Source organism: Streptomyces sp. NBC_00620 (genome assembly GCF_026341825.1).
Lineage (GTDB): Bacteria > Actinomycetota > Actinomycetes > Streptomycetales > Streptomycetaceae > Streptomyces.
This window is the reverse complement of sequence record NZ_JAPENY010000002.1, coordinates 573,180-597,154: the sequence shown is the minus strand read 5'-3', so window position 1 is coordinate 597,154 and position 23,975 is coordinate 573,180. Positions and strand designations below refer to the sequence as shown.

Sequence of the window (23,975 nt, the reverse complement as noted above, 5' to 3'; positions counted from 1 at the left end):
TTCTCCGTTCCTGTGCATGGAAGCGTCATCGCGGTGAAGCGCTTCGCGTACGTCGTTCGACATCTCGGACAAGAGGGATGGGGTTGGGCGTCCCCTCAGCCCGCGTACGGGTCCTGCACCTTGCCCGGCCGGGCCAGAAACGCGAAGTCGCAGCCGGTGTCCGCCTGGGTGATCTGTTCGCTGTAGAGCGCTCCGTAGCCGCGCTCGTACCGCTCGGGCGGCGGTGTCCACTCCGCCCGGCGCCGCGCCAACTCCTCGTCGTCCACGTTGAGTCGGAGCGACCTCCCCTCGACGTCGAGGGTGATCGTGTCTCCGGTGCGCACCAGCGCAAGCGGCCCGCCGACGTACGACTCGGGTGCCACGTGCAGCACACAGGTGCCGTAACTCGTGCCGCTCATCCGGGCGTCGGAGATCCGCACCATGTCCCTGATCCCCTGCTTCAGCAGATGATCGGGGATGGGCAGCATCCCGTACTCGGGCATGCCCGGACCGCCCTTGGGGCCGGAGTTGCGGAGCACCAGCACGGTGTCCGCCGTGATGCCCAAGTCGGGCTCGTTGATGGTCCGTTGCATGGACCTGTAGTCGTCGAAGACGACGGCGGGGCCGGTGTGCTTGAGCAGGTGCGGCTCGGCGGCGATGTGCTTGATGACCGCGCCGTCGGGGCAGAGGTTGCCGCGCAGGACGGCGACTCCGCCCTCGTCGGCGACGGGGTTCTCCCTGGTCCGGATCACATCGTCGTTGTGGACCGAGGCGGTTGAGAGCTGCTCGCGCATGCTGTCGTACGACACCGTCGGCCGGTCCAGGTGCAGCAGATCGGTGATCCGGGACAGGAACCCGGGCAGGCCGCCCGCGAAGTGGAAGTCCTCCATCAGGTAAGGGCCCCCGCCGGGGCGGACGTTGGCGAGCACCGGCACGGTCCGCGCGATCCGGTCGAAGTCGTCGAGTGTGAGCGTGACGCCCGCGCGTCCGGCCATGGCGATCAGATGGATCACCGCGTTGGTGGAACCGCCGAGCCCGAGGACGGTCGTCACGGCGTCCTCGAAGGCCTCCGCGGTGAGGAGCTCGGACAACTTCCGGTCCTTGTGGACGAGTTCGACGATCCTGAGCCCCGAGGCGGCGGCCATCCGGTCGTGCCCGGAGTCGACGGCGGGGATGCTGGACGCGCCCGGCACCGTCACCCCCAGTGCCTCGGCCGCTGCCGTCAGCGTGGACGCCGTACCCATGGTCATGCAGTGCCCGGGCGACCGGGCGAGCCCGCTCTCCAGCTCGGTCATCTCGCAGTCCCCGATGAGCCCGGCGCGCTTGTCGTCCCAGTACTTCCACATGTCGGTGCCGGAGCCGAGGACTTCGTTCCGCCAGTGCCCCGGCAGCATGGGCCCGGCGGGCACGAAGACGGCCGGCAGGTCGACGGAGGCGGCGCCCATCAGGAGCGCGGGCGTGGACTTGTCGCAGCCGCCCATCAGCACGGCCCCGTCCACCGGGTAGGACCGCAGCAGTTCCTCGGTCTCCATGGCGAGCAGGTTGCGGTAGAGCATCGGGGTCGGCTTCTGGAAGGTCTCGCTGAGCGTGGAGACCGGGAACTCGAGCGGGAAGCCCCCGGCCTGCCACACCCCCCGCTTCACTGCCTGCGCCCGGTCCCGCAGGTGCACATGGCAGGGATTGATGTCGGACCAGGTGTTGAGGATCGCGATGACCGGCTTGCCCAGGTGCTCCTCGGGCAGATAGCCGAGCTGGCGGGTCCGGGCCCGGTGGCTGAAGGAGCGGAGCCCTTCCGTGCCGTACCACTGGTGGCTTCTGAGGTCCTCGGGGCGCTTCATATGGACCATCCCGCGGCTATGGCGGCGACTTCCGCGCGCTCGTCCTCGGGCAGCGGCTTGCTCGGTGCGCGGACGTCTCGGCGGCACAGGCCGAGCGAGGCGAGGGCCTCCTTGACGATGGTCACGTTGTTGGCGGAGGCGTTGGCCGCGCGCAGTTCCTCGAAGCGGCGGATCTGCTCCCAGACCTTCATGGCGGCCGGGTAGTCGCCGGATCGAAGCGCTTCGATCATGTTCAGCGAAACGGCCGGGGCGACGTTCACCAGACCCGAGGTGAAGCCGGTGGCGCCCGCCGAGAAGTACGAGGGCGCGTACGGCTCGGCGAGGCCCGCGACCCACACGAAGCGTTCGAGCCCCGCGTCGCGTGCGAAGGCGGCGAAGCGGGCGGCGTCCGGCACGGCGTACTTCACACCGACGACGTTGGGGCAGTCGTCGGCGAGTTCGGCCAGCCGTTCGCCGGGGAGCAGCGGATTGCGGATGTAGGGAACGACTCCCAGCTCGGGCACGGACTCGGCGATCGCCCGGTGGTAGTCGACCCAGCCGCCCTCCGACACGTACGGGTGCACGGGCTGATGGACCATCACCATCTCGGCGCCGAGCTCGCGTGCGTGCCGCGCGGTGGCCACGGCGGTCGGCACGTCGTGCCCGACGCCGACCAGGATGACGGCCCGGTCGCCCGTCTCCTCGATGGTCAACTCCGTGACGAGCTGCCGCTCTTCGGGTGTCAGGGCATAGAACTCACCCGTATTGCCGTTCGGCGTAAGGGTCTTGACGCCTCCTTCGAGCAGTCGACGCAGCAGGGCCCGGTGGGTGTCGCGGTCGATCGTCCCGTCCTGCGCGAAGGGAGTCACGGGGATCGCCACGACCTCGGCGAGCGCCGCCCGCTGGGTCTCGTACGTCGCTGTCATTCCTGTCCGTCCTCTTTCCGGCCCTGGGGGAAGGCCTCGTCCTGGCCCTGGGGGAAGGCCCGTTGCACGAACGACGCGATGTGCGCGTGCAGTGCGGCGGCCGCGCCGTCGGCGTCGCCGTCGAGGGCGAGCCGCAGGATCTCGCGGTGCTCGGCGGCCTCGCGCTCCCAGGAGGGGTTGGCGGCCCAGGCGACGGCGGAGACCAGCGCGGCCTGGTCCCGCACCTCGTCGAGCATCCGGCCGAGCAGCGGATTGCCGCAGGGCACGTACAGGGCGCGGTGGAACTCCCGGTTGGCCAGGGAGCGTTCGGCGGTGTCGGCGGCTTCGTCGGCGCGGGTCAGGGCGTCGCGCGCCGCGTCGAGCGAGGCCTCACGACGGACGGCACGCCGCAGCGCCTCCGGCTCCAACAGCAGCCGTACGTCGTACACCTCGCGCGCCATGTCCGCGTCCACCATGCGCACCGTGACGCCCTTGTACTGGTTCATCACGACGAGCCCGGTACCGGCCAGGGTCTTGAGCGCCTCCCGCACGGGTGTCTTCGACACCCCGAACTGTGCGGCGAGCTCGGTCTCGACCAGAGCCTGTCCCGGGGTCAACTGCCCGGTGAGGATGCGGTGTTTGATCCCCTCCAGCACGAACTGCGTGCGGGACGGAATCGGCGTGGGCACAGAGGTCATGCGCGCCTCTCGGATCTCACATATCGCGTCTCATATATGACGTACGAAGTACGACGCGTTGAAGGTAGGAGCGCGCTCATGTTTCGTCAACGCTTCTGACAAAAGAAGCCGGCGTCGACGCTCAGACGACCTTCACGTCACCTTCGCGGGCCTGGCCGGTACGCCCGCCGAAGGCCCTGGCCGCACGGGCCGTCGCGTCCTGCGGGGTGAGCGTGGGTCCGACGTGGGTGACGAGCAGTTCCCGCACCCCCGCCGCACGTGCGACCGCAGCGGCGTCCTCCGGAGTGAGATGGACTCGTTCGCCTTCGCGATGCCGGTCGATGTCGGCCTCGCAGAGGAACAGGTCGGCCCCCTGGGCGAGTTCGGCGAGCTGAGCACAGGGCCCGCTGTCCCCGGAGTACGCCAGCACGCTCCCCGCGCACTCGGCCCGCAGCCCGTACGCCTCGGTGTCGTGCACGACGGCACGGCTGCGGAGCCGCAGTTCACCCACCCGCGCCTCATGGCCGTCGTACAGGGGCCGGAGGTCGAAGATCCCGCTCAGGAACCCGGAATCACTCTGCCCGAAGAACCCCGCGAGCCGCTGCCCCAGATCGCGCGGCGCGTACACGGGAATGGGCGCGGCGGGGGTGAGTCCGCCGTACGCGAGCCCGTACACGGCGGACAGCAGATCGGCACAGTGGTCGGCGTGCAGATGCGAGATCCAGATCGCGGACAGCCGCGCCGGGTCCGTGTGCCTCTGCAACTCGGCGAAGGTTCCGGGTCCGGCGTCGACCCACACCTCGGCGTCCCCGCCCCGCAGCAGATAGCCGGAACAGGGGCGGCCGGGGCCGGGGTGCGGGGAGGCGGTGCCGAGGACGGTGAGGGTGAGGGACATGCGGGGAGCGTACGAAACCGCCGTCCCGCGGGCGCCTCCTTATTGGAGCTCTACGGCTTCCAGCCGGGGTCCCGCCATTGGAGCTCTACGGCTTCCAGCCGGGGTCCCGCCCGCTGAGTCCGATCGCCCGGTCGAGGAGCGGCGCCTCGTCGGGTACCGGCACCACGGGCCCGAAGATGCCGCCGCCCCGGGTCGGGTCCTCGGCCGAGGCCAGCAGGAATTGGTAGGACATCTGCAGGGCGGCGGCGTCGGGCTCGTACTCCTGGCCGGTGGCCCGCGCGAGGTCCCAGCCGTGCACGACCAGCTCGTCGACGGCCACGGCGCCCGCGACCGCACCCGGCAGGTCCACGCCACCCGCCCGGGTCTCCCCGGTCCAGGCGGCCGGGTCGCGCCAGGCCTCGGCGAGCTCGTCCATCACCTTGGGCAGCGCCTCGCGCCAACCGGGCTCGATGTCCGGCACGGCGGAGGTCGGGCTGGTGTCCGTGGTGGGCCCCAGATCCTTGCGCCCGGCGTCCCGGAACGCGGCGGCGAGCCCGATCAGGTGCCCCAGCATGTTGTGCACCGCGAGTTCCGGACAGGGGGTCGCGCCCGCCAGCTGCTCGTCGGTCGCACCCGCCGCGAGGCTCGCGACGATCCGGGCCTGCGGCCCCAGGTCAAGAATCCGGTCGGTCATCCGCTTCTCCTCAGAGCTCGTACTCGTCTCCAGTCATCGGGTAGACCGGCGAACGTACGAAAACTCATCGCTCGGGCTCCCAGGACGGCCCTCAGGACGCTGGTCAGGCGTTCGAATCGCCGGAATGCTCGATGTCAGAGGCGACTGCTCGACGTCAGAGGCCCGCGAGAAGGAGAACCACCGTGAAAGCGATCGTCCAGGATTCCTACGGAACCGCCGACCTGCTGGAACTGCGGGAGATCGGCCGACCGGTACCCCGTGACGACGAGGTGCTCGTCGAGGTGCGCGCCGCCGGCGTCGACCCGAGCGTCTGGCATCTCATGACGGGCAGGCCCCTGGTGGCCCGTGTCGTCCTCGGAGTCCGCAGGCCCAAGAACCCCGTGCGGGGCTGGGACGGCGCCGGGCGCGTGGAGGCCGTGGGCGCGAAGGTGACCGAGTTCAAGCCCGGCGACGAGGTCTTCGGCAACTGCGACGGCTCGTTCGCCGAGTTCGCGCGCGCCAAGGCCCGCCGGCTCGTGCTCAAGCCGCCCAACGTCACCTTCGAGCAGGCCGCCGCCCTCCCCGTCTCCGGCATGACCGCCCTCCAGGCGCTGAGCGGGAAGGGCCGCCCCAAGCCGGGCGACCAGGTTCTCGTCATCGGTGCCTCCGGTGGCGTCGGAACCTTCGCCGTCCAGCTGGCCGCGATGTACGGCGCCGTGGTCACCGGCGTCTGCGGTCCCACCAACACGGATCTCGTACGTTCCCTGGGCTCCGCCCACGTCCTCGACTACACCCACGAGGACGTCACCGCCGGCTCCGGCCGCTACGACGTCATCGTCGACTGCGCGGGCCTGCGCCCGCTGCCCCACCTGCGCCGCGTCCTCGCCCCGCACGGCACCCTCGTCATGGTCGGCGGCGAGGGCGGCAGCGCCTTCTTCGGCGGGATGAGCCGCGAGATCCGGGCCTCCCTGCTCTCGCCCTTCGTCGGCCAGAACTTCCGCAACCTCGTCTCCCTCCCCCGCCACGAGGACCTCCTGACCCTCAAGGACCTCGCCGAGAACGGAAAGATCACCCCGGCCATCGACCGCACCTACCCCCTCGACGAGGCCGCCGACGCCGTCCGACACCTGGAGAAGGGCCATCCCCGGGGCAAGCTCGTGATCACCATCTGAAGACGTCTGCCTGCGTCTTATAGGGCATCTGCCTGATCCTTGAGGCAGGTCCTTAGCACCACGATCACCAGCCATGGCGACATGGACAGTCACGCGCGTCCTGCGGGACCGCAACGCGGGTTTGTATCTGAGCGCGGTCGTGGTCTCCGGCTTCGGCTCGTCGGCGCTGTGGCTGGTGTCCGGCATCTGGGTCAAGGACCTGACCGGCTCGGACGGCCTGGCCGCCCTCTGCGTCTTCGCCCTCTGGGCCCCCACGCTCATCGGCCCCGCCCTGGGCACACTCGCCGACCGCGTCCGCCGCAGGCCGCTCCTCATCGCGGCGAACTTGCTGTTGGCCGCGCTGCTGCCGGCCCTCTTCGCCGTGGACGCGCCGGGCCGCCTGTGGATCCTCTTCGCGGTGCTCCTGGTCTACGGCGCCACGGGCGTCGTCCATGACGCGGCGGAGTCGGCGCTGATCGCCTCGGCCGTCGACAAGTCCCTCCTCGGCGACTTCAACGGCTTGCGCATGACGGCCAACGAGGGGATGAAGCTGGTCGCCCCGCTCGCCGGGGCGGGCCTGTACGCGGTGTACGGCGGGGCACGGGTCGCGCTCCTTGACGCCGTGACGTTCGCGCTGGCCGCGGGTGTGTACGCCCTCCTGCGGTTGCGCGAGACCCCGCCGCCCAAGGCCACCTCCACCTGGCGCACGCAGACCGCCGAAGGCGCCCGCCACCTCTGGGCCCACCCCCGGCTGCGCCCCCTCGTCCTGGCCGGCGGCACCACCATGCTCTTCGCGGGCGTCAACGGCGCGACGGTCTACGCCGTCGTCGAGGGCCTCGGCCACTCACCCGCGTACGTGGGGCTCCTCTACGCCGTCCAGGGCGCCGGCTCGGTGGCGATCGGCCTGGCCGCGGGTCCCCTTCTGCGCCGGCTGGGCGAGCGGCGGTTCGCGGGGTACGGCATCGCGCTCACCGCGCTGGCGGTGACGGCTCGCGCGCTCCCGTACGACACGGTGGCCCTCGCCTCGGCCGCGGCGGTCGGCATCGGCCTCCCGTGCGTGCTGATCGCGGCGCTCACCGCGGTCCAGCGCGAGACCCCGGCCGCACTCCTGGGCCGTACGGCGGCGACCGCCAACACCCTGATGTTCGCTCCGAACGCGATAGGTCTCGCGCTGGGCGCGGGCCTGGTCGAACTCGTCGACCACCAGGTGCTGTTGGCGGCGCTCGGGACGGTGCGACTGGTGACGGCGGTGCCCCTGCTCGGGTCTCAGCCGAGCCGCGCGAGCGCCTGAGTCACGAGCGACAGATCCTCGTCGGACGCCAACCCCGCGTGATACAGCCGCACTTCGGTGGCCCCATACCCCACCGCCCGTGCCACGTCCTCGCCGAGAGCCTCCGGGCGGCCTCCCATGCCGCCCACCACGGTGAAGTTGGCCGCCAGCACACTCCCGCCAACACCCCGGTCGGCAAAGGGAGTCAGCAGCCCCGAACCGCCGGTACAGGGCACGACGACACCATCGGCCACCGACAGAATGTGCTCGGGGTCCACTCCCGCGTTCGCGCCGCAGTGGTACGAGACCGGGTCCGCGTGCAGCAGAATCTGGAACCCGTCCGGAGCGGCCGCGCGCACCGCAGCGACCGCGTCCGACTGGAGCGAACGCGCCACGGATTCCCGCCAGGTACGCGTGGCCCCGGCGAGCTCACTCCCGAGCAGCTTCTCCACGGCCTCCCAGCCCCCGGCCGGAGTATCGCCCCGCCACACGGGCTCCAGAGCGCGCCGGACGGCGATCGCCAACTCTTCGGGATCCAGCCCCTGTTGTGCGTAGCCCTCGCGGCACGAGGGGCAGAAGCACAGCGACATCAGGTACTGCCCGGCGTCCCCGAGGCCCACCCCCGCCGTCTTGTCGTGGGCGTGGAGATGCGCGAGCCCGTACCACCCGAGGGACTCCAGCTCCGTACCCCCGGCCCCGGGCCGCACCGCCGCCTCGACGGCCAGCTCGACCAGGTAGGCGCGCGTGTCGGGCTGGGCGATGCAGGGTGCCCACGGGTAGCGGTCCCCGTAGGCGTTGACCACGGAGGTGTCCGGAAACTCCTCCCCCATACGGGAGTTGTGCGCGAGCACCACCCAGGTGTGTACGTCGAGACCGGCCCCGGCGAGCGCGTCGGCGGCCTCCCCGTACGCGTCGCCCGGCGCCCAGTCCCCGGCGGCGTACGGCCGGAGCCTTCGCCCCTCCCACCGCTCGTCCGCGGGGTAGAGCACGGCGGCGTGCGAGGCGGTGACGATCCGGTGCCGGGGATGCCGTGGCGTCAGGGCGCGCGTGGAGTGGTACGCGGAGGCGAGCGTCGCCTGCCGGACGCCGAGCCCGGCGATCCGACCGGCGGCCTCCGGGTCTCCGTTGACGTCCCAGGGGTAGACGAACGCCGACGCCTTCACACGCCCTCCTCGATCAGCGAGTACCCGCGCTCGATCAGCTGCGCGAGCTGCTTCACATGGTCCTCGGTCGGTTCGTGCAGCGGCGGCCGCACCTCACCCACGTCCAGCCCCCGCAGCCGCACCCCCGCCTTGACGAGCGAGACGGCGTATCCGCGGCCCTGGGCGCGCAGATCGACGAACGGCCGGTAGAAACCGTCGAGCAGCCGGTTCACGACCTCGTCGTCCCCGGCGTTGAGCGCCTGGTGGAAGGCGAGAGCGATCTCGGGAGCGAAGCAGAACACGGCGGACGAGTACAGCGTGATGCCCACCCCCCGATAGGCGAGCCCGGTCAGTTCGGCCGTGGGCAGCCCGTTGAAGTACAGGAACTCCCCCGGGACTTCGCTGCGCACCGCGCTCACGATCCGCTGCATCAGGTCCAGGTCCCCGAGCCCGTCCTTGAACCCGATGATCCCCTCGGTACGGGCCAGCTCGACCACGGTCTCCGGCGTGAACACGGCGTTGTCGCGCTGATAGACGACGACCGGCAGTGAGGTCGCCGCCGCGAGCTCCCGATAGTGCCGCAGCAGGCCCTCCTGCGAGGCCACCACGAGATACGGCGGCATGGCGAGCAGCCCGTCGGCCCCGGCCGCCTCCGCGAGCCGCGCGAACCGCACGGCGAGCGCGGGCCCGTACCCGGCGCCCGCGACGACCGGCACGCGCCCGTCCGCCGCCTCGACGGCCGCCCGTACGCACGCCTCGAACTCCTCGGGCGCGAGCGCGTGGAACTCCCCGGTGCCGCAGCAGGCGAAGACAGCGGCGGCTCCGGCCTCGACACCGCGCCGCACATGCTCCCGGTAGACGTCGAGATCGACGCCGCCGTCGGGGCCGTACGCGGTGACAGGGAAGAACAGCGGCCCACTGGGGATGCTGAGCCGAGCGGCAAGGGGGGCTGACGTCACGGACTCTCCCTAAGCGGTGCACGCTTCGCGGTGCACGTCTCTCGGTGCATGTTCTCTCGGTGCATGTTTCTGATCCACGTCCATATTTCTGAACGCGACCACGCTAAGCCGCGACCTTGGGGCCGGTCAAGCGCACGAACTCGCAACACGGAGGCGGATTTCCCGCCTCCGCGCGAGACTTGACGCAGCCCGTCGGCAATCCTTAGCGTGTCCATGGATGTGAATTCAGTACACACATGCGCATGTTCTACGGCTGTCGATCCAGGCCGACGACTAACGCTGCCGATTCAAGGAGACCCGAGGATGCCCGCTCCCCGCACCGTTCTGCTCACCGGCGCCGCCGGCGGCGTCGGCACCCTGATGCGGGGGCTGCTGCCGAAGTACGGCTACGAACTGCGCCTCCTCGACCTGCTCCCCACCGAGGGCGAGCCGGACGCGATCACCGCGGACCTCTCCGACAAAGCGGCCTTGCGCGAGGCGGTCCGGGGCGTCGACGCGATCATCCACCTCGCGGGCATCTCTCTGGAAGCCTCGTTCGACAAGATCCTCAAGGCGAACATCGAGGGAACGTACAACCTGTACGAGGCGGCACGCGAGGAAGGCGTACCTCGCATCGTCTTCGCCTCCTCCAACCACGCGGTGGGCTACGCCCCGCGTCCACAGGGCGACGACCCCCTCATCCCCATCGACACACCGCACCGCCCGGACACCTTCTACGGCCTGTCGAAGGCCTTCGGCGAGGACCTGGCCCAGTTCTACTGGGACAAGCACGGCCAGGAGACGGTCTCGGTCCGCATCGGCTCCTGCTTCGCGGAACCCACCAGCGTGCGCATGCTCTCCGTCTGGATGAGCCCCGAGGACGGCGCCCGCCTCTTCCACGCCGCCCTCACCGCCGAGGACGTACGGCACACGGTCGTCTACGGCTCCTCCGCCAACACCCGCCTGTGGTGGGACCTCTCGACCGCCCGCGCGCTGGGCTACGAGCCGCGGGACGACTCCGAGCCGTACGCCGAGAAGATCGTCGCCGAACAGGGCGAACTCGACCCGGACAACCCGGACCACGCCCACCTGGGCGGCCACTTCACCACGCACCCGCCGATCTGGCCGTACTGAGGCCGCGGCGGCGGCAGGCCACTGCGCACGGGGGCGGGCGGGCACCGAACGGGCCCGCCCGCCCCCGTGTTCGGGCACCGACCCTGCCCGATCCCACCTCCCCGTCCGCTCCGCCCCAGGTCCGCCGCGGGCACCCGTGGCGCGAAACGGGCACAGCCGGGCACCATCGGGCATGCAACAGGCCTGGTCAGTGGCTGATAGCCGCTGTACAACTTCCCTACAAGGGCCCACCCGGCCCGAACGGGCAGTACGCGGAGCGGCGTACTCCGGAGCGAGGGAGCAGGTGACGGCCATGACGCCCATGACGGCGGAGGAACGTCAGCGCGAGATCGTCCTGGCCGCCCGTCGCACCGGCTCGGTCGACGTCACCGCGCTCGCCACCGAACTGGGCGTCGCGAAGGAGACCGTACGGCGCGATCTGCGCACCCTGGAGGACCACGGCCTGGTACGCCGCACCCACGGCGGCGCCTATCCCGTGGAGAGCGCCGGCTTCGAGACGACGCTCGCCTTCCGCACCACCAGCCACGTGCCCGAGAAGCGCCGGATCGCGGCCGCCGCGGCCGAACTGCTCGGGGACGCCGAGACGGTCTTCGTCGACGAGGGGTTCACCCCGCAGCTCATCGCCGAGGCACTGCCCAGGGACCGGCACCTCACGGTGGTCACCGCCTCCCTGGCCACCGCGGGCGCGCTCGCCGAGGCCGACAACACGAGCGTCCTGCTGCTCGGCGGCCGGGTCCGCCCCGGCACGCTCGCGACCGTGGACCACTGGACGACGAAGATGCTCGCCGGCTTCGTCATCGATCTGGCGTTCATCGGCGCCAACGGCATCTCCCGCGAACACGGCCTCACCACCCCCGACCCGGCGGTCAGCGAGGTCAAGGCCCAGGCGATCCGGGCCTCCCGGCGCACGGTCTTCGCAGGCGTGCACACCAAGTTCGGCGCGGTCAGCTTCTGCCGGTTCGCCGACATCAGCTCCCTGGAGGCGATCGTCACGAGCACGCTGCTTCCAACGGCCGAGGCACACCGGTACTCACTGCAGGGCCCCCAGGTCATCCGAGTCTGAGAAACAAACCGACCCCTCCCCGCCAAGTCTGAAAACCCAACCCACCCAGGCACATCCCCACCCATCCACGCCCCTTATCTCCCCATACGTCTACGTCTACGTCCAGGAGTGATCCATGCGAACCCCGAGCCGACGGAGGCCGCGCGCACTGCTCGCCGCGGCAGCCGCAGGGACGCTGCTCACCCCGCTGCTCTCCGGCTGCTGGACCGGAGCGGGCGGGGCGGGCTCCGGCGGGAACTCCATCAACGTACTGATGGTCAACAACCCGCAGATGGTCGAGTTGCAGAAGCTCACCGCCGCCCACTTCACCAAGGAGACCGGCATCAAGGTGAACTTCACCGTGCTGCCGGAGAACGACGTCCGCGACAAGATCAGCCAGGACTTCGCCAACCAGGCGGGCCAGTACGACGTCGCCACGCTCAGCAACTACGAGATACCGATCTACGCCAAGAACGGCTGGCTGCACGAGATGGACTCCTACGTGCAGAAGGACAGCGCCTTCGACGAGCAGGACATCCTCACCCCGATGCGGGAGTCCCTCACGGCCGAGGACGGCAAGCTCTACGGGCAGCCGTTCTACGGCGAGTCGTCCTTCCTGATGTACCGCAAGGACGTGTTCGCGGAGAAGGGCCTCACGATGCCGGCGCATCCCACCTGGGAGCAGGTCGCGGACCTCGCCGCGCAGGCCGACGGCGCCGAGTCGGGCATGAAGGGCATCTGTCTGCGCGGCCTGCCCGGCTGGGGCGAGGTCATGGCCCCGCTCACCACCATCGTGAACACCTTCGGCGGCACCTGGTTCGACAAGGACTGGAACGCCCAGCTCGACTCCCCCGAGTGGGAGGCGGCCACGAAGTTCTACGTGGACCTCGTCCGCGAGCACGGTGAATCGGGCGCTCCCCAGTCCGGCTTCGCCGAGTGCCTCAACAACATGACCCAGAGCAAGACGGCCATGTGGTACGACGCCACCTCCGCCGCCGGTTCACTGGAGGCGGCCGACTCCCCGGTCAAGGGCAAGATCGGCTACGTACCCGCTCCGGTGGAGAAGACCGACTCCTCCGGCTGGCTCTACACCTGGGCCTGGGGCATCCAGGACGCGTCCCGGAACCCGGACAAGGCCTGGAAGTTCGTCTCCTGGGCGTCGAGCAAGGAGTACGAGCAGCTGGTCGGCGACGAGATCGGCTGGTCCAACGTCCCGGCCGGCAAGCGCGCCTCGACGTACACGAACGCCGACTACCTCAAGGAGGCCGGCGCCTTCCAGGAGATGACGAAGGAGGCCATCGAGGGCGCCAAGCCCACCGACCCCGGCGTGCAGCCGCGCCCCGCGCCCGGCATCCAGTTCGTCGGCATCCCCGAGTTCACCGATCTCGGCACCAAGGTCTCGCAGGAGATCAGCGCGGCCATCGCCGGACGCCAGTCCGTCGAGTCGGCCCTGAAGAAGTCCCAGAGTCTCGCCGAAGAGATCTCGAAGGAGTACGAGGGACGATGACCGCCACGACAACAGCCCCCCTTGCCACCGCTTCGGTAAGCGCCACCCGCAAGCCGCCCTCGGACCGGATACGCGCCTGGGCCACCCGCGCCCCACTCCTCCCCGCCCTCATCTTCATGATCGCCGTGACCCAGCTCCCGTTCGTGGCCACGCTGGTGATCTCCTTCTTCGACTGGAACGCCCTCTACCCGGACGCCCGCCACTTCACGGGCTTCAGCAACTACACGGACGTCCTGACCGACGCCGACCTGCGCCACTCGGTCTGGACGACGGTCCTCCTGACCGTGACAGTGGTCCTGGCCAGCCTGGTCCTCGGCCTGCTCCTGGCCCTGCTCCTGGACCGCAAGTTCCGCGGCCGGGGCATCGTCCGAACCCTCCTCATCGCACCGTTCCTGGTGGTCCCGGTGGCGGCGGCCCTGCTCTGGAAGCATGTGCTCTACAACCCGGAGTACGGCCTCTTCAACGGCTTGCTGCACTATGTGGGCGGCCCGGAACCGGACTGGATCTCCAACACCCCGCTCCTGGCGGTCGAGGCATCCCTCGTCTGGCAGTGGACCCCGTTCATGATGCTGATCCTGCTCGCGGGCCTGCAGAGCCGCGATCACCAGCAGATCGAGGCCGCGAAGGTGGACGGCGCGAGCGACTGGCAGGTCTTCCGCTACCTCACCCTCCCCCACCTGCGCCGCTACCTCGAACTGGGCGCCCTCCTGGGCTCGATCTACATCGTCCAGAACTTCGACGCGGTCTTCACCATCACCTCGGGCGGCCTGGGGACGGCGAACCTCCCCTACACCGTCTACCAGAGCTTCTACCAGGCCCACGAGAACGGCCTCGCCTCCGCCGCCGGCGTCCTGGTCGTCATCGGCTCGATCATCATCGCGACCTTCGCGCTCCGCGTGGTCTCGTCCCTGTTCCGCGAGGAGGTGTCCCGCTGATGACCGCGACAGCAACACCCGCACGTACGACCCCCGCTCCCCCCACGCACCCCACTCGCCGCAGGCGGGGAGCAGGCCTGGGCCTGGCCGCCTGGCTCCTGGGAATCATCTTCTTCCTCCCCATCGCCTGGATGGCCCTGACCTCCTTCCACTCCGAGTCGGACGCGGCGACCAACCCCCCGTCCTTCGGCGCGGCCCTCACCCTCGACGGCTACCGCGAGTTCTTCGGCACCGGCGGCGGCGCGAGCCCCTGGCCCGCGCTCCTCAACTCGGTCACGGCGTCACTGGCCTCCACCCTCCTCGTCCTGCTCCTCGCCTTCCCGGCGGCGTACGCGCTCTCCATCCGCCCGGTGAAGAAGTGGACGAACGTCCTGTTCTTCTTCCTCTCGACGAAGATGCTCCCGGTCGTGGCGGGCCTCCTCCCGATCTACCTCTTCGCGAAGAACACCGGAATGCTGGACAACATCTGGCTCCTGGTCATCCTCTACACCTCCATGAACCTGCCGATCGCGGTGTGGATGATGCAGTCCTTCCTGGCCGAAGTCCCAGTGGCTGTCATCGAAGCGGCGCAGATAGACGGCGCGAAGCTGCCCACGATCCTCGCTCGCATCGTGGCCCCGATCTCCGCACCCGGAATCGCCGCGACGGCCCTGATCTGCTTCATCTTCAGCTGGAACGAACTCCTCTTCGCCAGGGTCCTCACCGGCGTGGTCGCGGAAACCGCCCCCGTCTTCCTGACCGGCTTCATCACCAGCCAGGGCCTGTTCCTGGCGAAGGTGTGCGCAGCCTCGCTCGTCATCTCCCTGCCGGTGCTCGCCGCGGGGTTCGCCGCCCAGGACAAGCTGGTCCAGGGCCTGTCGTTGGGAGCCGTGAAATGAAGGCCGCAGTCATCGAGTCCGTCGGCCGCGCCGTGGTGGCCGAGGTCCCGGACCCGACGCCGGGCCCCCGCGAGGTCGTCGTCGAGGTCGCCGCATGCGGCCTCTGCGGCACCGACCTGCACATCCTCCAGGGCGAGTTCGCTCCCAAGCTGCCGATCGTGCCGGGCCACGAGTTCGCGGGCGAGGTGGTCGCCGTCGGCACCCAGGTAACGGAACTCTCGACCGGCGACCGCGTAGCCGTGGACCCCTCCCTCTACTGCTACGAGTGCCGCTACTGCCGTTCGGGCCACAACAACCTCTGCGAACGCTGGGCAGCGATCGGTGTCACCACAGCCGGCGGAGCCGCCCAGTTCGCCGTAGCCCCAGTGGCCAACTGCGTAAAGCTCCCGGAGCACGTCCGCACCCAGGACGCGGCCCTGGTCGAACCCCTGTCCTGCGCGGTACGCGGCTACGACGTCCTGCAGTCCCGCCTCGGCGCCCATGTCCTGATCTACGGCTCCGGAACGATGGGCCTGATGATGCTGGAGCTGGCGAAGCGCACAGGCGCGGCGAGCGTGGACATGGTGGACCTCAACCAGCAGCGCCTGTCGACGGCCCAACTGCTGGGGGTCTCCTCCTCGGCCACGAGCGCCGACGAACTGGACCGCCCGCAGGGCTGGGACCTGGTCATCGACGCGACCGGCAACGCGGCCGCGATCCAGGACGGCCTGGACCGCGTGGCGAAGGCCGGCACCTTCCTCCAGTTCGGAGTGGCCGACTACGCAACCCGCGTGACGATCGACCCGTACCGCATCTACAACCAAGAAATCACGATCACCGGCTCCATGGCGGTGCTCCACAGCTTCGAACGAGCGGCGGAACTGTTCGCGACCGGTGTCCTGGACCCCGACATCTTCATCAGCGACCGCATGCCGCTGACCAGCTACCCACAGGCGCTGGAGCAGTTCGCGTCGGGAGTGGGAAGGAAGATCGTAGTAGTGCCATAAGGCATCCGGAGTTGCTTCGGGCGGGCCCCACCCCCCACCCGGAGCAACTCCTCGCTTGGTAAGGGAACGGTAAAGCGCCCCCGCTCGTTACCCCAGTCATGACAGCTATGACCCCCGGCTCGAACATCCCTCTCCCCGTCGCCCGCGTGACGGTGGACGTCGCCGCCCCGGTGCGGCTCGACGTTTCGAGCCTGCTGCTCACCGCCGACGGCAAGGTGCGCTCCGACGACGACTTCATCTTCTACAACCAGCCCGCGGGCCCGGGAGTGACCTACCGCTCGGGCGGCGGCTCGGCCCCCGACGCGATCACGGTCGACACGTCCGCGGTCCCCCCTGGCATCGAGAAGATCGTCGTCACGGCAAGCCCGGACGCCGCGGGCCAGACCTTCCAGGGCATCGAACCCACGGCCACGATCCGCAACGCGGACGACAACTCCGTACTGGCGTCGTTCACCCCGCCCCAGCTGGGCTCGGAGACGGCCCTGGTGATCGTGGAGGTCTACCTCCGCAACGGCGCCTGGAAGGCCCGAGCCGTAGGCCAGGGCTACGCAAACGGCCTGGCAGGCATCGCCACGGACTTCGGCGTCTCGGTGGAGGAACCGGCACAGCAGCCGACCCCGCCCACCCCCCAGCCCCAGGTGACGACCCCGCCGCCCCCGTCCGCTCCCCCCACCACGACCGCGGCCCCCACCCCTCCCCCCTCCGGCAAGATCAACCTGGACAAGGGCCGGGTAAGCCTCCAGAAGAACCAGACCGTCTCCCTGGTCAAGGGCGGCCGCCCGCTGCTCTCCCAGGTCAAGATGGGCCTCGGCTGGGAGCCCGCGTTCCGCGGCAAGGACATCGACCTGGACGCCTCGGTCATCGCGTACGGCCCGCAGCGCAACCACATCGACAGCTGCTACTTCGGCAAGCTTTCCATCGTCAACGGCGCGATCAAGCACTCCGGCGACAACCTCACGGGCGAGGGCGGCGGCGACGACGAGGTGATCGTCGTAGACCTGGGCCGCCTCCCCCAGGAGGTCACGGGCCTGGTCTTCACGGTCAACTCTTTCTCCGGCCAGAAGTTCACCGAGGTCGCCAAGGCCTACTGCCGCCTCCTGGACGCCGCCTCAGGCGAGGAACTGGTCCGCTTCGACCTCACCAGCGCCGAAGCCCAGACGGGCGTAATCATGGCAAAGCTGATCAAGCAGTTCTCCGGCGAATGGGAAATGACAGCCCTGGGCGACTTCGTCAAGTCCCGCACAGTCCGCGGCATGGTGAAGCCAGCAGCCCAGTCCCTCTGACCACACCGAACGGCAAGGCGCCACCACGCACGGCACCACCACGCACCACGCACCGCCCCCTCCCGCACCCGCAAACGACGGAAGGGGGCGTGCCGGTACGTCCCATGCCCGTCGCGTACGTTCGCGTCACCGAACCCGTCTCCACTCGCCCAAGGTCTGATCCGGCGGCGGCGGGCGGGGACGTACCGGCACGCCCCCGACCCACCCACCGGACAGCAGGCACTCAGGGCGCACCCGGCGCTAAGGCCGAAGCCCCTCCGTGAGCAGCGCCAGATACCGCCGGATCTGCTTCCCCTCGCCGTCAGTCAGCTCCGACGCACTGGCCACCCCAAGAGCCAGCCGCAACACCTCGACAGGCAGCACATCCCCCCGCAGCGTCCCCTCAAGCTGAGCCGCCTCGACCAGCCGAGCGACCGCCCTGTTCAGCGAGGTCCCGCACGCAGTGCGCACGGCGGTGCTCGACTCCGCGACAGCACTCCCCAGCAGCGCCTTCAGCCCGCGGACCTGGATCATGGACAGGCTCAGCTCGTTCAGCCACTCCACCAGCGCCTCGCCAGGCGGCAACACCGCCGCGATCGCGTCCGCGCGAGCGGCAATCGCCTCGATGGTGTCGACGTACACGGCCTCCAACAGCGCCCGCCGCGTAGGAAAGTGCCGGTACAGCGTCCCGGACCCGACCCCGGCCTTCTTCGCGATGTCGTCGAGCGACGCGCCCTCCCCGTGCTCGGCGAAGGCGACCGCCGCCTCTTTGAGCAGCCGCTCATAGTTCCGCCGCGCATCCGCCCGCATCGGCTTGACCTGCGCCATCCAGACACTCCTCGCCAACCGGGGACCCTCTCCGTACCTTACTCAGACGGGTCGCCGGCCCCGAGCCCCCGTCTCAGAACAACGCACTGTAGGCGTTCAACGCAGGCTGCCCGCCCAGATGCGCGTACAGCACGGTCGAGTCCCCCGCGATCTCCCCCCGCGCCACCAGATCCACCATCCCGGCCATCGACTTCCCCTCGTACACGGGGTCGGTGACCATCCCCTCCGTCCGCGCAGCAAGCCGCATCGCGTCCAGCGTGGCCTCATCGGGTATCCCATAAGTGCCCGCGTGATACCGCTCGTCCAGCTCGACGTCCGCCTCGGTCAACTCCTTCTGCACACGGATGAGTTGCCCCGTCCCGTGGGCAATCCGGGCAACCTGCTCACGGGTACGCGCAGGCGCAGCCGACGCGTCGATCCCGACAACACGCCGCGACCGCCCACCCGTCTCCTCCAGTGCGGCGAACCCGGCGACCATCCCGGCCTGGGTAGACCCGGTCACCGAACACACCACAACGGTGTCGAAGAAAACCCCCAACTCCCGCTCCTGCTCGGCGACTTCGTAGGCCCAGCCGGCAAACCCCAGCCCACCCAACGGATGATCGGAAGCCCCCGCCGGAATGGCGTACGGCATACCGCCCGCCTCCACCACCTCAGCCAGCGCCCGCTCCCAGCTCTCCTTGAACCCGATCCCGAACCCGGCCCGCACGAGCCGTACGTCGGCTCCGGCGAGCCGGCTGATGAGGATGTTCCCGACCTTGTCGTAGACGGAGTCGGGCCACTCCACCCAACTCTCCTGAACCAGAACACACTTCAGCCCGGCCCGCGCCGCGCAGGCCGCGACCTGACGGGTGTGGTTGGACTGCACCCCACCAATGGAAACAAGCGTGTCGCACCCCTTCGCAAGCGCGTCGGCGACGAGGTACTCCAGCTTGCGGGTCTTGTTCCCCCCGTAAGCAACCCCGGAGTTGCAGTCCTCCCGCTTGGCCCAGAGCGAGGCGCCACCGAGGTGCTTGGTGAGCCTCTCCAGCGGGTGCACGGGCGAGGGACCGAAGAGCAGGGGGTAACGGGCATACGAGTCAAGTGACATGGGTCCTCCACGGATCAGGTATCGAGATCGGCCAGGTCTTCGAGGCCACGCCAGATCTCCGCCGTGACGCGGATGGCCTCGTCCACATCGCCGACGGCACAGGCGTCGATCAACTCGTCGTGCAGCCCGGCCGAACGGCAGTTGCCGCCCTCGCCGAACCGGCGCCGCTCCAGGCGCCGGATGAGCGGGGTGTAGCGGGCGACGGTGGCGGCGGCGGCACGATTCCCGCTCACCCGGACGAGTACGTCGTGCAGTTCGTCGTCGGCACGCAGCGCGGCGGACACGTCACCGTCGCGCACGGCCGCGGCGAAGCGCGCGTTGGACTCCCGCATGGCACCGATGTGGTCGGCGCCAAGCCGGGGCAGCGCCGCCCGAGTGACCAGCTCGTGCATGGCGCCGACGACGGCCGCGGCGTCGCGGACATCGGCGGCCACCACAGCGGTCACCCGCGTGTAGCTCTGCGGCTTGGACTCCAGCAGGCCTTCGTCGACGAGCCGGGAGAAGGCATCCCGTACGGGCGCCCGCGAAAGCCCGAGCCGCTCGGCCAGCTCGGCGTCCTTCACGACGGCGCCCGGCGCAATGTCGCCGGCCACGATGGCGTCCCGTATCGCCTCGTACGCGCGGTCCCTGAGCAGGGTCCGAGGTATCGCTTCCATGCACTGAAATGTTAGATGTCAGGCAGCTCCCGCACAAGAGTGCGACCCGCACCGAAGCACGGGTCGCACCCAAACCAAACCGAACCCGGACTCAGTCAGGCACCCCAAGGCCAATCGGCATCCCGAGCCCCCTCCAGCAGCGGCACCATCCGGAAAGCCGCATCCGAGAGCCCCCCGAACGTGTGCCTGTTCCCGGCGCCCGACGGACCGTGCCCCGCCCGATACCCGGCCAGGTTCCACGTATAGACCGGTACCTGCGCCGGAACCTGCTCGGTCGGGTCGCCGTAGTAGCTCGCCGCAGCCTGCTCGTCGGTGACGATCAGCACCCGGTCGTGCTTCTTGAAGTGCTGCCGGACCGCCTCGGTGGTGTTGGTGCCGCCGAGGTCGCCGAAGCGCTCGAGCACCTTCAGCACGGACTCACCCCGGCGGAACTTCACACGCTTGCTGCTCGTACCGAACTCGACAAGATCCGCGTCCGCCGCCCGCAGCGCAAGCGCCGTACCGAAGATCGCCGCCGCGTCGGCCCGGTTGAGCTCGGACCGGTCCGACAGCCGCGAGAAGAACATCGAGCCCGACCGGTCGACGAGGACGAGCGTCCGCCCCGGCAGCGCGGGCACATTGGCCAGCGAGTGGCCGAGCGCCTGCTCCAGCGGGTACGACCAGCGCAGCGAGGGCGCGTGCTGGTACGCGGCGAGGTAGCGGAACGGGAACTGCCGCGAACGCGCCACCTCCGCCGGGTCACTGATCTTCGCGGCGACCTGAGCCGCCACCTCGTCACTGACACCCGCCTCGTCGAAGTTCCGCAGGTTCCGGACGAGCGCCATCGCGCCCATGGACGGGATGACGGCCTCCCAGGCCGCCTTGTCCATCGGGCCCTGCAGCCAGCCGGCCAGCGCCTCCCAGGTCATGCCCGCATCGGCCAGGCGCTCCGCACCGTGCGCTCCGGTCACGACCTTGCGCCGCTTGGCGGGCCGCAGCGCCATCAGGTCACGGTGGGCCACGAGTACGGGCAGCGACTTGGGCACGACGGCCGTGTCCGGGTTGTGCCGCCGGTCCAGCGCGTACTGGAACAGCTCGCCCTGCCACGGCTTGCCGGGGTCCGGCGCCGCGTGCACCAGGTTGAGGATGTCGCCGAAGCGGTACCCCTTGGACGCGGTGTCGTACTTCAGCAGCGACTTGCCGTTGTAGAGACGTCGTACGGCGTCGGCGATGCCCCGCTTGACGGGCTTGGGCACGTTGCGGCCGTACTGGGAGGTCCAGTAGGCGAGCAGCTCGCCGGGCTCGTCGGGGCGTCGCAGCACGGAGGCGATGACCTGGCGGTTCGTCGGGCCGTCGGTGGCGCCCACATCGAGGCGCGCCTTCACGTACTCGGCGGCGCCCACGATCGAGGCCGTACGCAGGTTGCCCTCGCCGCGCAGCCAGCCGAGCAGCGCGGCCGTCCACGACGGGTCGGCGACGGCGAGCTCGCGCACCAGCACGGCGAACCGGTCGTCGCGGTCCGCGCCGGTCTCGTAAAAGGTCTGCTGCGAAACGAAGTTGGCCACGGCGAGCAGAAAGAGCTCGGAGCGCGGGTCACGCTCCTGACCACGGCCGCCCTGATAGGTACGGAGCACTCGCCCCGTCGACGTCACACGCGAAGTGGGCTGAGCCTTCGCGGACTTGATGTTGAATCGTGCCATGGTGAATTCCCCCCGAATTCATTGGTGTAACGGAGGGAGGCGCAGCAAATGGAGCGTGCCCGAGGTCGGAATCGGCGACGGTTGCTTATAAACTGGCGCGTCTTCCATTCCGCCACACCGACCCGAGGTCGATGACGGGATTCGAACCCGCATGAGGAATCTTCCCCACCAGTTCCCGAAGTATCCGCTGCCTGCGCACCGGGCACACACCATGAGCTGCGCCTCCCGAGATCAAATCGGCGGCGGCCTGGATTCTTTGAGAGAGAAGTAGCCGCAGCCTTCGCACCGGGAGGTGCATGAAGTTGTGGTGTCCAGAGTTCAAAGCCGGCGGAACCGACGTAGGTGCTCTAACCCCTGAGCTACACCGGCGCGTTGTACCGGTGACGGGACTCGAACCCGCGGCCGCCCCATTATCAGTGGAAGTAGGTCCTGCCTTCGCACCTGGACATGCATCACTGTAAGAGGCGTACCGCGGGACGGGCGAGCGAATTAACTAGCCGCGCTTCTGGCGCTTCCAGGGACCCTTGATGGCCAGCATGATTCCCGGCACCTGAATGTTGGCGAACAGCGTCTTGCCGTCGGGCGAGAACGTGACGCCGGTGAACTCGCTGTACTCCGGCTCCGCTTCGGTGCCGATGTTCAGTTCGTTGCGTGCGATCGGGTACGTACGGCCGCTGTCGGTTGCGCCGAACAGGTGCTGGATGCCCTCGCCGTCCTCGGCGATGACGAGGCCGCCGTACGGGGAGACGGTGATGTTGTCGGGGCCGTCGAAGGCGCCGTCGACGGACGGGTCGGGGTTCACGCCGATCAGGACCTTCAGCGTCAGGGTGCGGCGCTTGGGGTCGTAGAACCAGACGGCGCCGTCGTGCGCCTGACCGGGGCTCTCGGTGCGGGCGTACGAGGAGACGATGTACACGCCGCCGTCGCCCCACCACATGCCTTCGAGCTTGCGGGCGCGGGTGACCTGACCGGTGGTGAACTGCTTGCGGACGGAGACCGTCTTGGCGTCGCGGTCGGGAACGTCGACCCAGTCCACGCCGTACACCGTGCCGATCTTGGTGGCGCGGGAGAGGTCGTCGACGAACTTGCCGCCGGAGTCGAAGCACTTGAAGGCCTGGTACGCGCCCGCGTCGTCGGCGAGGGTGGCCAGCTGGCCGTGTCCGTGCTCGAAGCCCTGCGGCGGCGTCCAGCGGTACAGGAGACCGTTGGGGCCCGAGGCGTCCTCGGTGAGGTAGAGGCGGCCGCGCTTGGGGTCGACGACGACGGCCTCGTGGGCGTAGCGGCCGAGTGCCTTGATGGGCTTGGGGTTCTTGTTGCGGCGGCGGTCCTCGGGGTCGACCTCGAAGACGTAGCCGTGGTCCTTGGTGAAGCCGTTGGTGCCGGTCTTGTCCTCGGTCTCCTCGCAGGTGAGCCAGGTGCCCCAAGGGGTGTTGCCGCCCGCGCAGTTGGTGGCGGTGCCAGCGATGCCGACCCATTCGGCGACCTGGCCGCCGGGGCGGATCTCGACGACCGTGCAGCCGCCGGCCGCGGCCGGGTCGTAGACCAGGCCCTCGGTGAGCGGCACCGGGTGGGGCCAGTTGGCGCGGGGGCCGGCCAGCTCGTGGTTGTTGACGAGGAGAGTGGTGCCGCGCGGGCCGTCGAAGGTCGACGTGCCGTCGTGGTTGGACGGCGTGGACTCGCCCGACTCCAGCTTGGTCTTGCCGCTGTAGGTGATGACGCGGTACGAGAACCCGGCGGGCAGCGCGAGCAGGCCCTTCGGGTCGGGGATCAGCGGTCCGTAGCCGACGCCGTGCTTCCGGTCCGCCGATTCCGCGTCCGCACTCTCGCTGTCGGTCTCGGTCTCCGTGGACGCGAGGGCGTTCGGCGCGGTGGCGAGGGCGCCGACACTGCCGGCCAGCACGACACCGGCACCGGTGACCGCGGATTTACTGGCGAAGTCCCTGCGGGTGAGCGACATGTTTTCTCCTGTGACGGTGGAGTGGGTCTGTCGTGGGGGGCGGGGTGGCGGACCTCGGTTTCGGCCACACGCTCCCGCCCACGCCTGAACGGAAGTTGAACAGGGGTGTACTTCAGAGGGCCCGCTTCTGTGAACCCGTCCGACCCCCTGTATTCGAAACCATGGGGCGGGATAATCTTCGTAAACAAGGTCAACACGCACGGATCATAATGAAACTCGTGATTCATTTCAGAATGCCTTGACTCGGGATGCACCCGGCCATAGACAGGAAGAGCACACCACCCGAAGGGGAGGCGAAGCCCGATGGACGCGAAGCGGGTAAGACGCCTCCACGAAGGCCGGCTCATGAAGCTGGCCAATGTGAGCGGAGTCGGCACCGGGAGGGACGAGCACTCGGGACAGGACGTGATCATCGTCTTCGTCACCCGGAAAGTGCCCCGTGACCGGCTCCTTCAAGAAGACGTGGTTCCGGACGAGCTCGACGGCGTTCCGGTGCGCGTGCTCGCGATCGGTGAAGTGAACGCTCAGGAAGAGAACTTGTGAGCCCTGGGCGCTGAGCAACCGCGCCGCGACTCGTAAGGAACCCAGAGCCGAA

General features: G+C 69.5%; 22 protein-coding genes. 10 read left to right on the top strand and 12 right to left on the bottom strand.

Translation table 11 applies throughout. The features are described from left to right. Positions 1 to 95: 95 nt before the first annotated feature. The 5 genes from araD to OG246_RS21845 all read right to left on the bottom strand — a co-directional run bounded on the left by araD (position 96) and on the right by OG246_RS21845 (position 4,946). Positions 96 to 1,826: an L-arabinonate dehydratase gene (gene araD / locus OG246_RS21865; RefSeq protein WP_266466039.1), complete on the bottom strand. Its 1,731-nt coding sequence runs from the start codon at positions 1,824 to 1,826 to the stop codon at positions 96 to 98. Further along, a complete protein-coding gene (locus tag OG246_RS21860; protein WP_266466036.1) occupies positions 1,814 to 2,722 on the bottom strand; it encodes a dihydrodipicolinate synthase family protein in 909 nt (302 codons plus the stop codon). Before OG246_RS21860 ends, araD begins: the two co-directional genes overlap by 13 nt. Next, a complete protein-coding gene (locus OG246_RS21855; RefSeq protein WP_266466033.1) occupies positions 2,719 to 3,399 on the bottom strand; it encodes a GntR family transcriptional regulator in 681 nt (226 codons plus the stop codon). The genes OG246_RS21860 and OG246_RS21855 overlap by 4 nt, the downstream gene beginning before the upstream one ends. 121 nt (positions 3,400 to 3,520) lie before the next feature. Further along, a complete protein-coding gene (locus OG246_RS21850) occupies positions 3,521 to 4,273 on the bottom strand; it encodes an MBL fold metallo-hydrolase (protein ID WP_266466030.1) in 753 nt (250 codons plus the stop codon). Between the two features lie 85 nt (positions 4,274 to 4,358). Beyond that, positions 4,359 to 4,946 (bottom strand): TIGR03086 family metal-binding protein, encoded by a 588-nt coding sequence (locus OG246_RS21845; RefSeq protein ID WP_266466027.1) that lies wholly within the window; start codon positions 4,944 to 4,946, stop codon positions 4,359 to 4,361. Positions 4,947 to 5,128: 182 nt separating this feature from the next. Between OG246_RS21845 and OG246_RS21840 the strand changes: the two genes are divergently transcribed. After that, positions 5,129 to 6,097: an NAD(P)-dependent alcohol dehydrogenase gene (locus OG246_RS21840; protein WP_266466024.1), complete on the top strand. Its 969-nt coding sequence runs from the start codon at positions 5,129 to 5,131 to the stop codon at positions 6,095 to 6,097. 73 nt (positions 6,098 to 6,170) lie between these two features. Next, positions 6,171 to 7,367, top strand: a complete 1,197-nt coding sequence (locus tag OG246_RS21835; protein WP_266466021.1) for an MFS transporter — start codon at positions 6,171 to 6,173, stop codon at positions 7,365 to 7,367. Here the strand turns inward: OG246_RS21835 and OG246_RS21830 are convergent. Further along, positions 7,343 to 8,509, bottom strand: a complete 1,167-nt coding sequence (locus OG246_RS21830; RefSeq protein ID WP_266466018.1) for a hypothetical protein — start codon at positions 8,507 to 8,509, stop codon at positions 7,343 to 7,345. The genes OG246_RS21835 and OG246_RS21830 overlap by 25 nt on opposite strands. Continuing rightward, a complete protein-coding gene (locus tag OG246_RS21825; protein ID WP_266466015.1) occupies positions 8,506 to 9,447 on the bottom strand; it encodes a 5-dehydro-4-deoxyglucarate dehydratase in 942 nt (313 codons plus the stop codon). The genes OG246_RS21830 and OG246_RS21825 overlap by 4 nt, the downstream gene beginning before the upstream one ends. A 303-nt stretch (positions 9,448 to 9,750) precedes the next feature. Here OG246_RS21825 and OG246_RS21820 point away from each other — a divergent pair, with 303 nt between their 5' ends. The 7 genes from OG246_RS21820 (at position 9,751) to OG246_RS21790 (ending at position 17,191) form a co-directional block, all read left to right on the top strand. Beyond that, the gene (locus OG246_RS21820) at positions 9,751 to 10,560 is read left to right on the top strand and encodes an NAD(P)-dependent oxidoreductase (protein ID WP_266466013.1); all 810 of its coding nucleotides are present in this window, start codon (positions 9,751 to 9,753) and stop codon (positions 10,558 to 10,560) included. Positions 10,561 to 10,852: 292 nt separating this feature from the next. Further along, on the top strand, positions 10,853 to 11,623 hold the full coding sequence (locus tag OG246_RS21815; protein WP_266466012.1) for a DeoR/GlpR family DNA-binding transcription regulator: 771 nt from the start codon (positions 10,853 to 10,855) through the stop codon (positions 11,621 to 11,623). Positions 11,624 to 11,738: 115 nt separating this feature from the next. Then, entirely contained in the window at positions 11,739 to 13,109 is a 1,371-nt protein-coding gene (locus tag OG246_RS21810; protein WP_266466010.1) for a sugar ABC transporter substrate-binding protein, read from the top strand. Next, complete coding sequence (locus OG246_RS21805; RefSeq protein WP_266466007.1) at positions 13,106 to 14,044, top strand: carbohydrate ABC transporter permease; 939 nt, start codon at positions 13,106 to 13,108, stop codon at positions 14,042 to 14,044. Before OG246_RS21810 ends, OG246_RS21805 begins: the two co-directional genes overlap by 4 nt. Then, positions 14,044 to 14,922: a carbohydrate ABC transporter permease gene (locus OG246_RS21800; protein ID WP_266466004.1), complete on the top strand. Its 879-nt coding sequence runs from the start codon at positions 14,044 to 14,046 to the stop codon at positions 14,920 to 14,922. The genes OG246_RS21805 and OG246_RS21800 overlap by 1 nt, the downstream gene beginning before the upstream one ends. Next, entirely contained in the window at positions 14,919 to 15,908 is a 990-nt protein-coding gene (locus tag OG246_RS21795; RefSeq protein WP_266466002.1) for a zinc-dependent alcohol dehydrogenase family protein, read from the top strand. The genes OG246_RS21800 and OG246_RS21795 overlap by 4 nt, the downstream gene beginning before the upstream one ends. 107 nt (positions 15,909 to 16,015) lie before the next feature. Further along, positions 16,016 to 17,191 carry a TerD family protein gene (locus tag OG246_RS21790; RefSeq protein WP_266470786.1) on the top strand — a complete coding sequence of 392 codons (1,176 nt, stop codon included), beginning with the start codon at positions 16,016 to 16,018 and terminating at the stop codon, positions 17,189 to 17,191. Between the two features lie 240 nt (positions 17,192 to 17,431). On the opposite strand, the gene OG246_RS21785 is transcribed toward OG246_RS21790, so the two are convergent. The 5 genes from OG246_RS21785 to OG246_RS21765 all read right to left on the bottom strand — a co-directional run bounded on the left by OG246_RS21785 (position 17,432) and on the right by OG246_RS21765 (position 23,380). Next, a complete protein-coding gene (locus OG246_RS21785; RefSeq protein WP_266465999.1) occupies positions 17,432 to 17,998 on the bottom strand; it encodes a TetR/AcrR family transcriptional regulator in 567 nt (188 codons plus the stop codon). Positions 17,999 to 18,071: 73 nt separating this feature from the next. Next, positions 18,072 to 19,088 (bottom strand): 1-aminocyclopropane-1-carboxylate deaminase, encoded by a 1,017-nt coding sequence (locus tag OG246_RS21780; protein WP_266465996.1) that lies wholly within the window; start codon positions 19,086 to 19,088, stop codon positions 18,072 to 18,074. A 14-nt stretch (positions 19,089 to 19,102) separates the two neighbouring features. Further along, positions 19,103 to 19,744 carry a GntR family transcriptional regulator gene (locus OG246_RS21775; RefSeq protein WP_266465993.1) on the bottom strand — a complete coding sequence of 214 codons (642 nt, stop codon included), beginning with the start codon at positions 19,742 to 19,744 and terminating at the stop codon, positions 19,103 to 19,105. Positions 19,745 to 19,839: 95 nt separating this feature from the next. After that, on the bottom strand, positions 19,840 to 21,423 hold the full coding sequence (locus OG246_RS21770) for a TROVE domain-containing protein (protein WP_266465990.1): 1,584 nt from the start codon (positions 21,421 to 21,423) through the stop codon (positions 19,840 to 19,842). 493 nt (positions 21,424 to 21,916) lie between these two features. Beyond that, positions 21,917 to 23,380 (bottom strand): alkaline phosphatase PhoX, encoded by a 1,464-nt coding sequence (locus OG246_RS21765; protein ID WP_266465988.1) that lies wholly within the window; start codon positions 23,378 to 23,380, stop codon positions 21,917 to 21,919. Positions 23,381 to 23,683: 303 nt separating this feature from the next. On the opposite strand from OG246_RS21765, the gene OG246_RS21760 reads away from it, so the two are divergent. Beyond that, positions 23,684 to 23,923: a hypothetical protein gene (locus OG246_RS21760; protein WP_266465985.1), complete on the top strand. Its 240-nt coding sequence runs from the start codon at positions 23,684 to 23,686 to the stop codon at positions 23,921 to 23,923. Positions 23,924 to 23,975 lie beyond the last annotated feature (52 nt).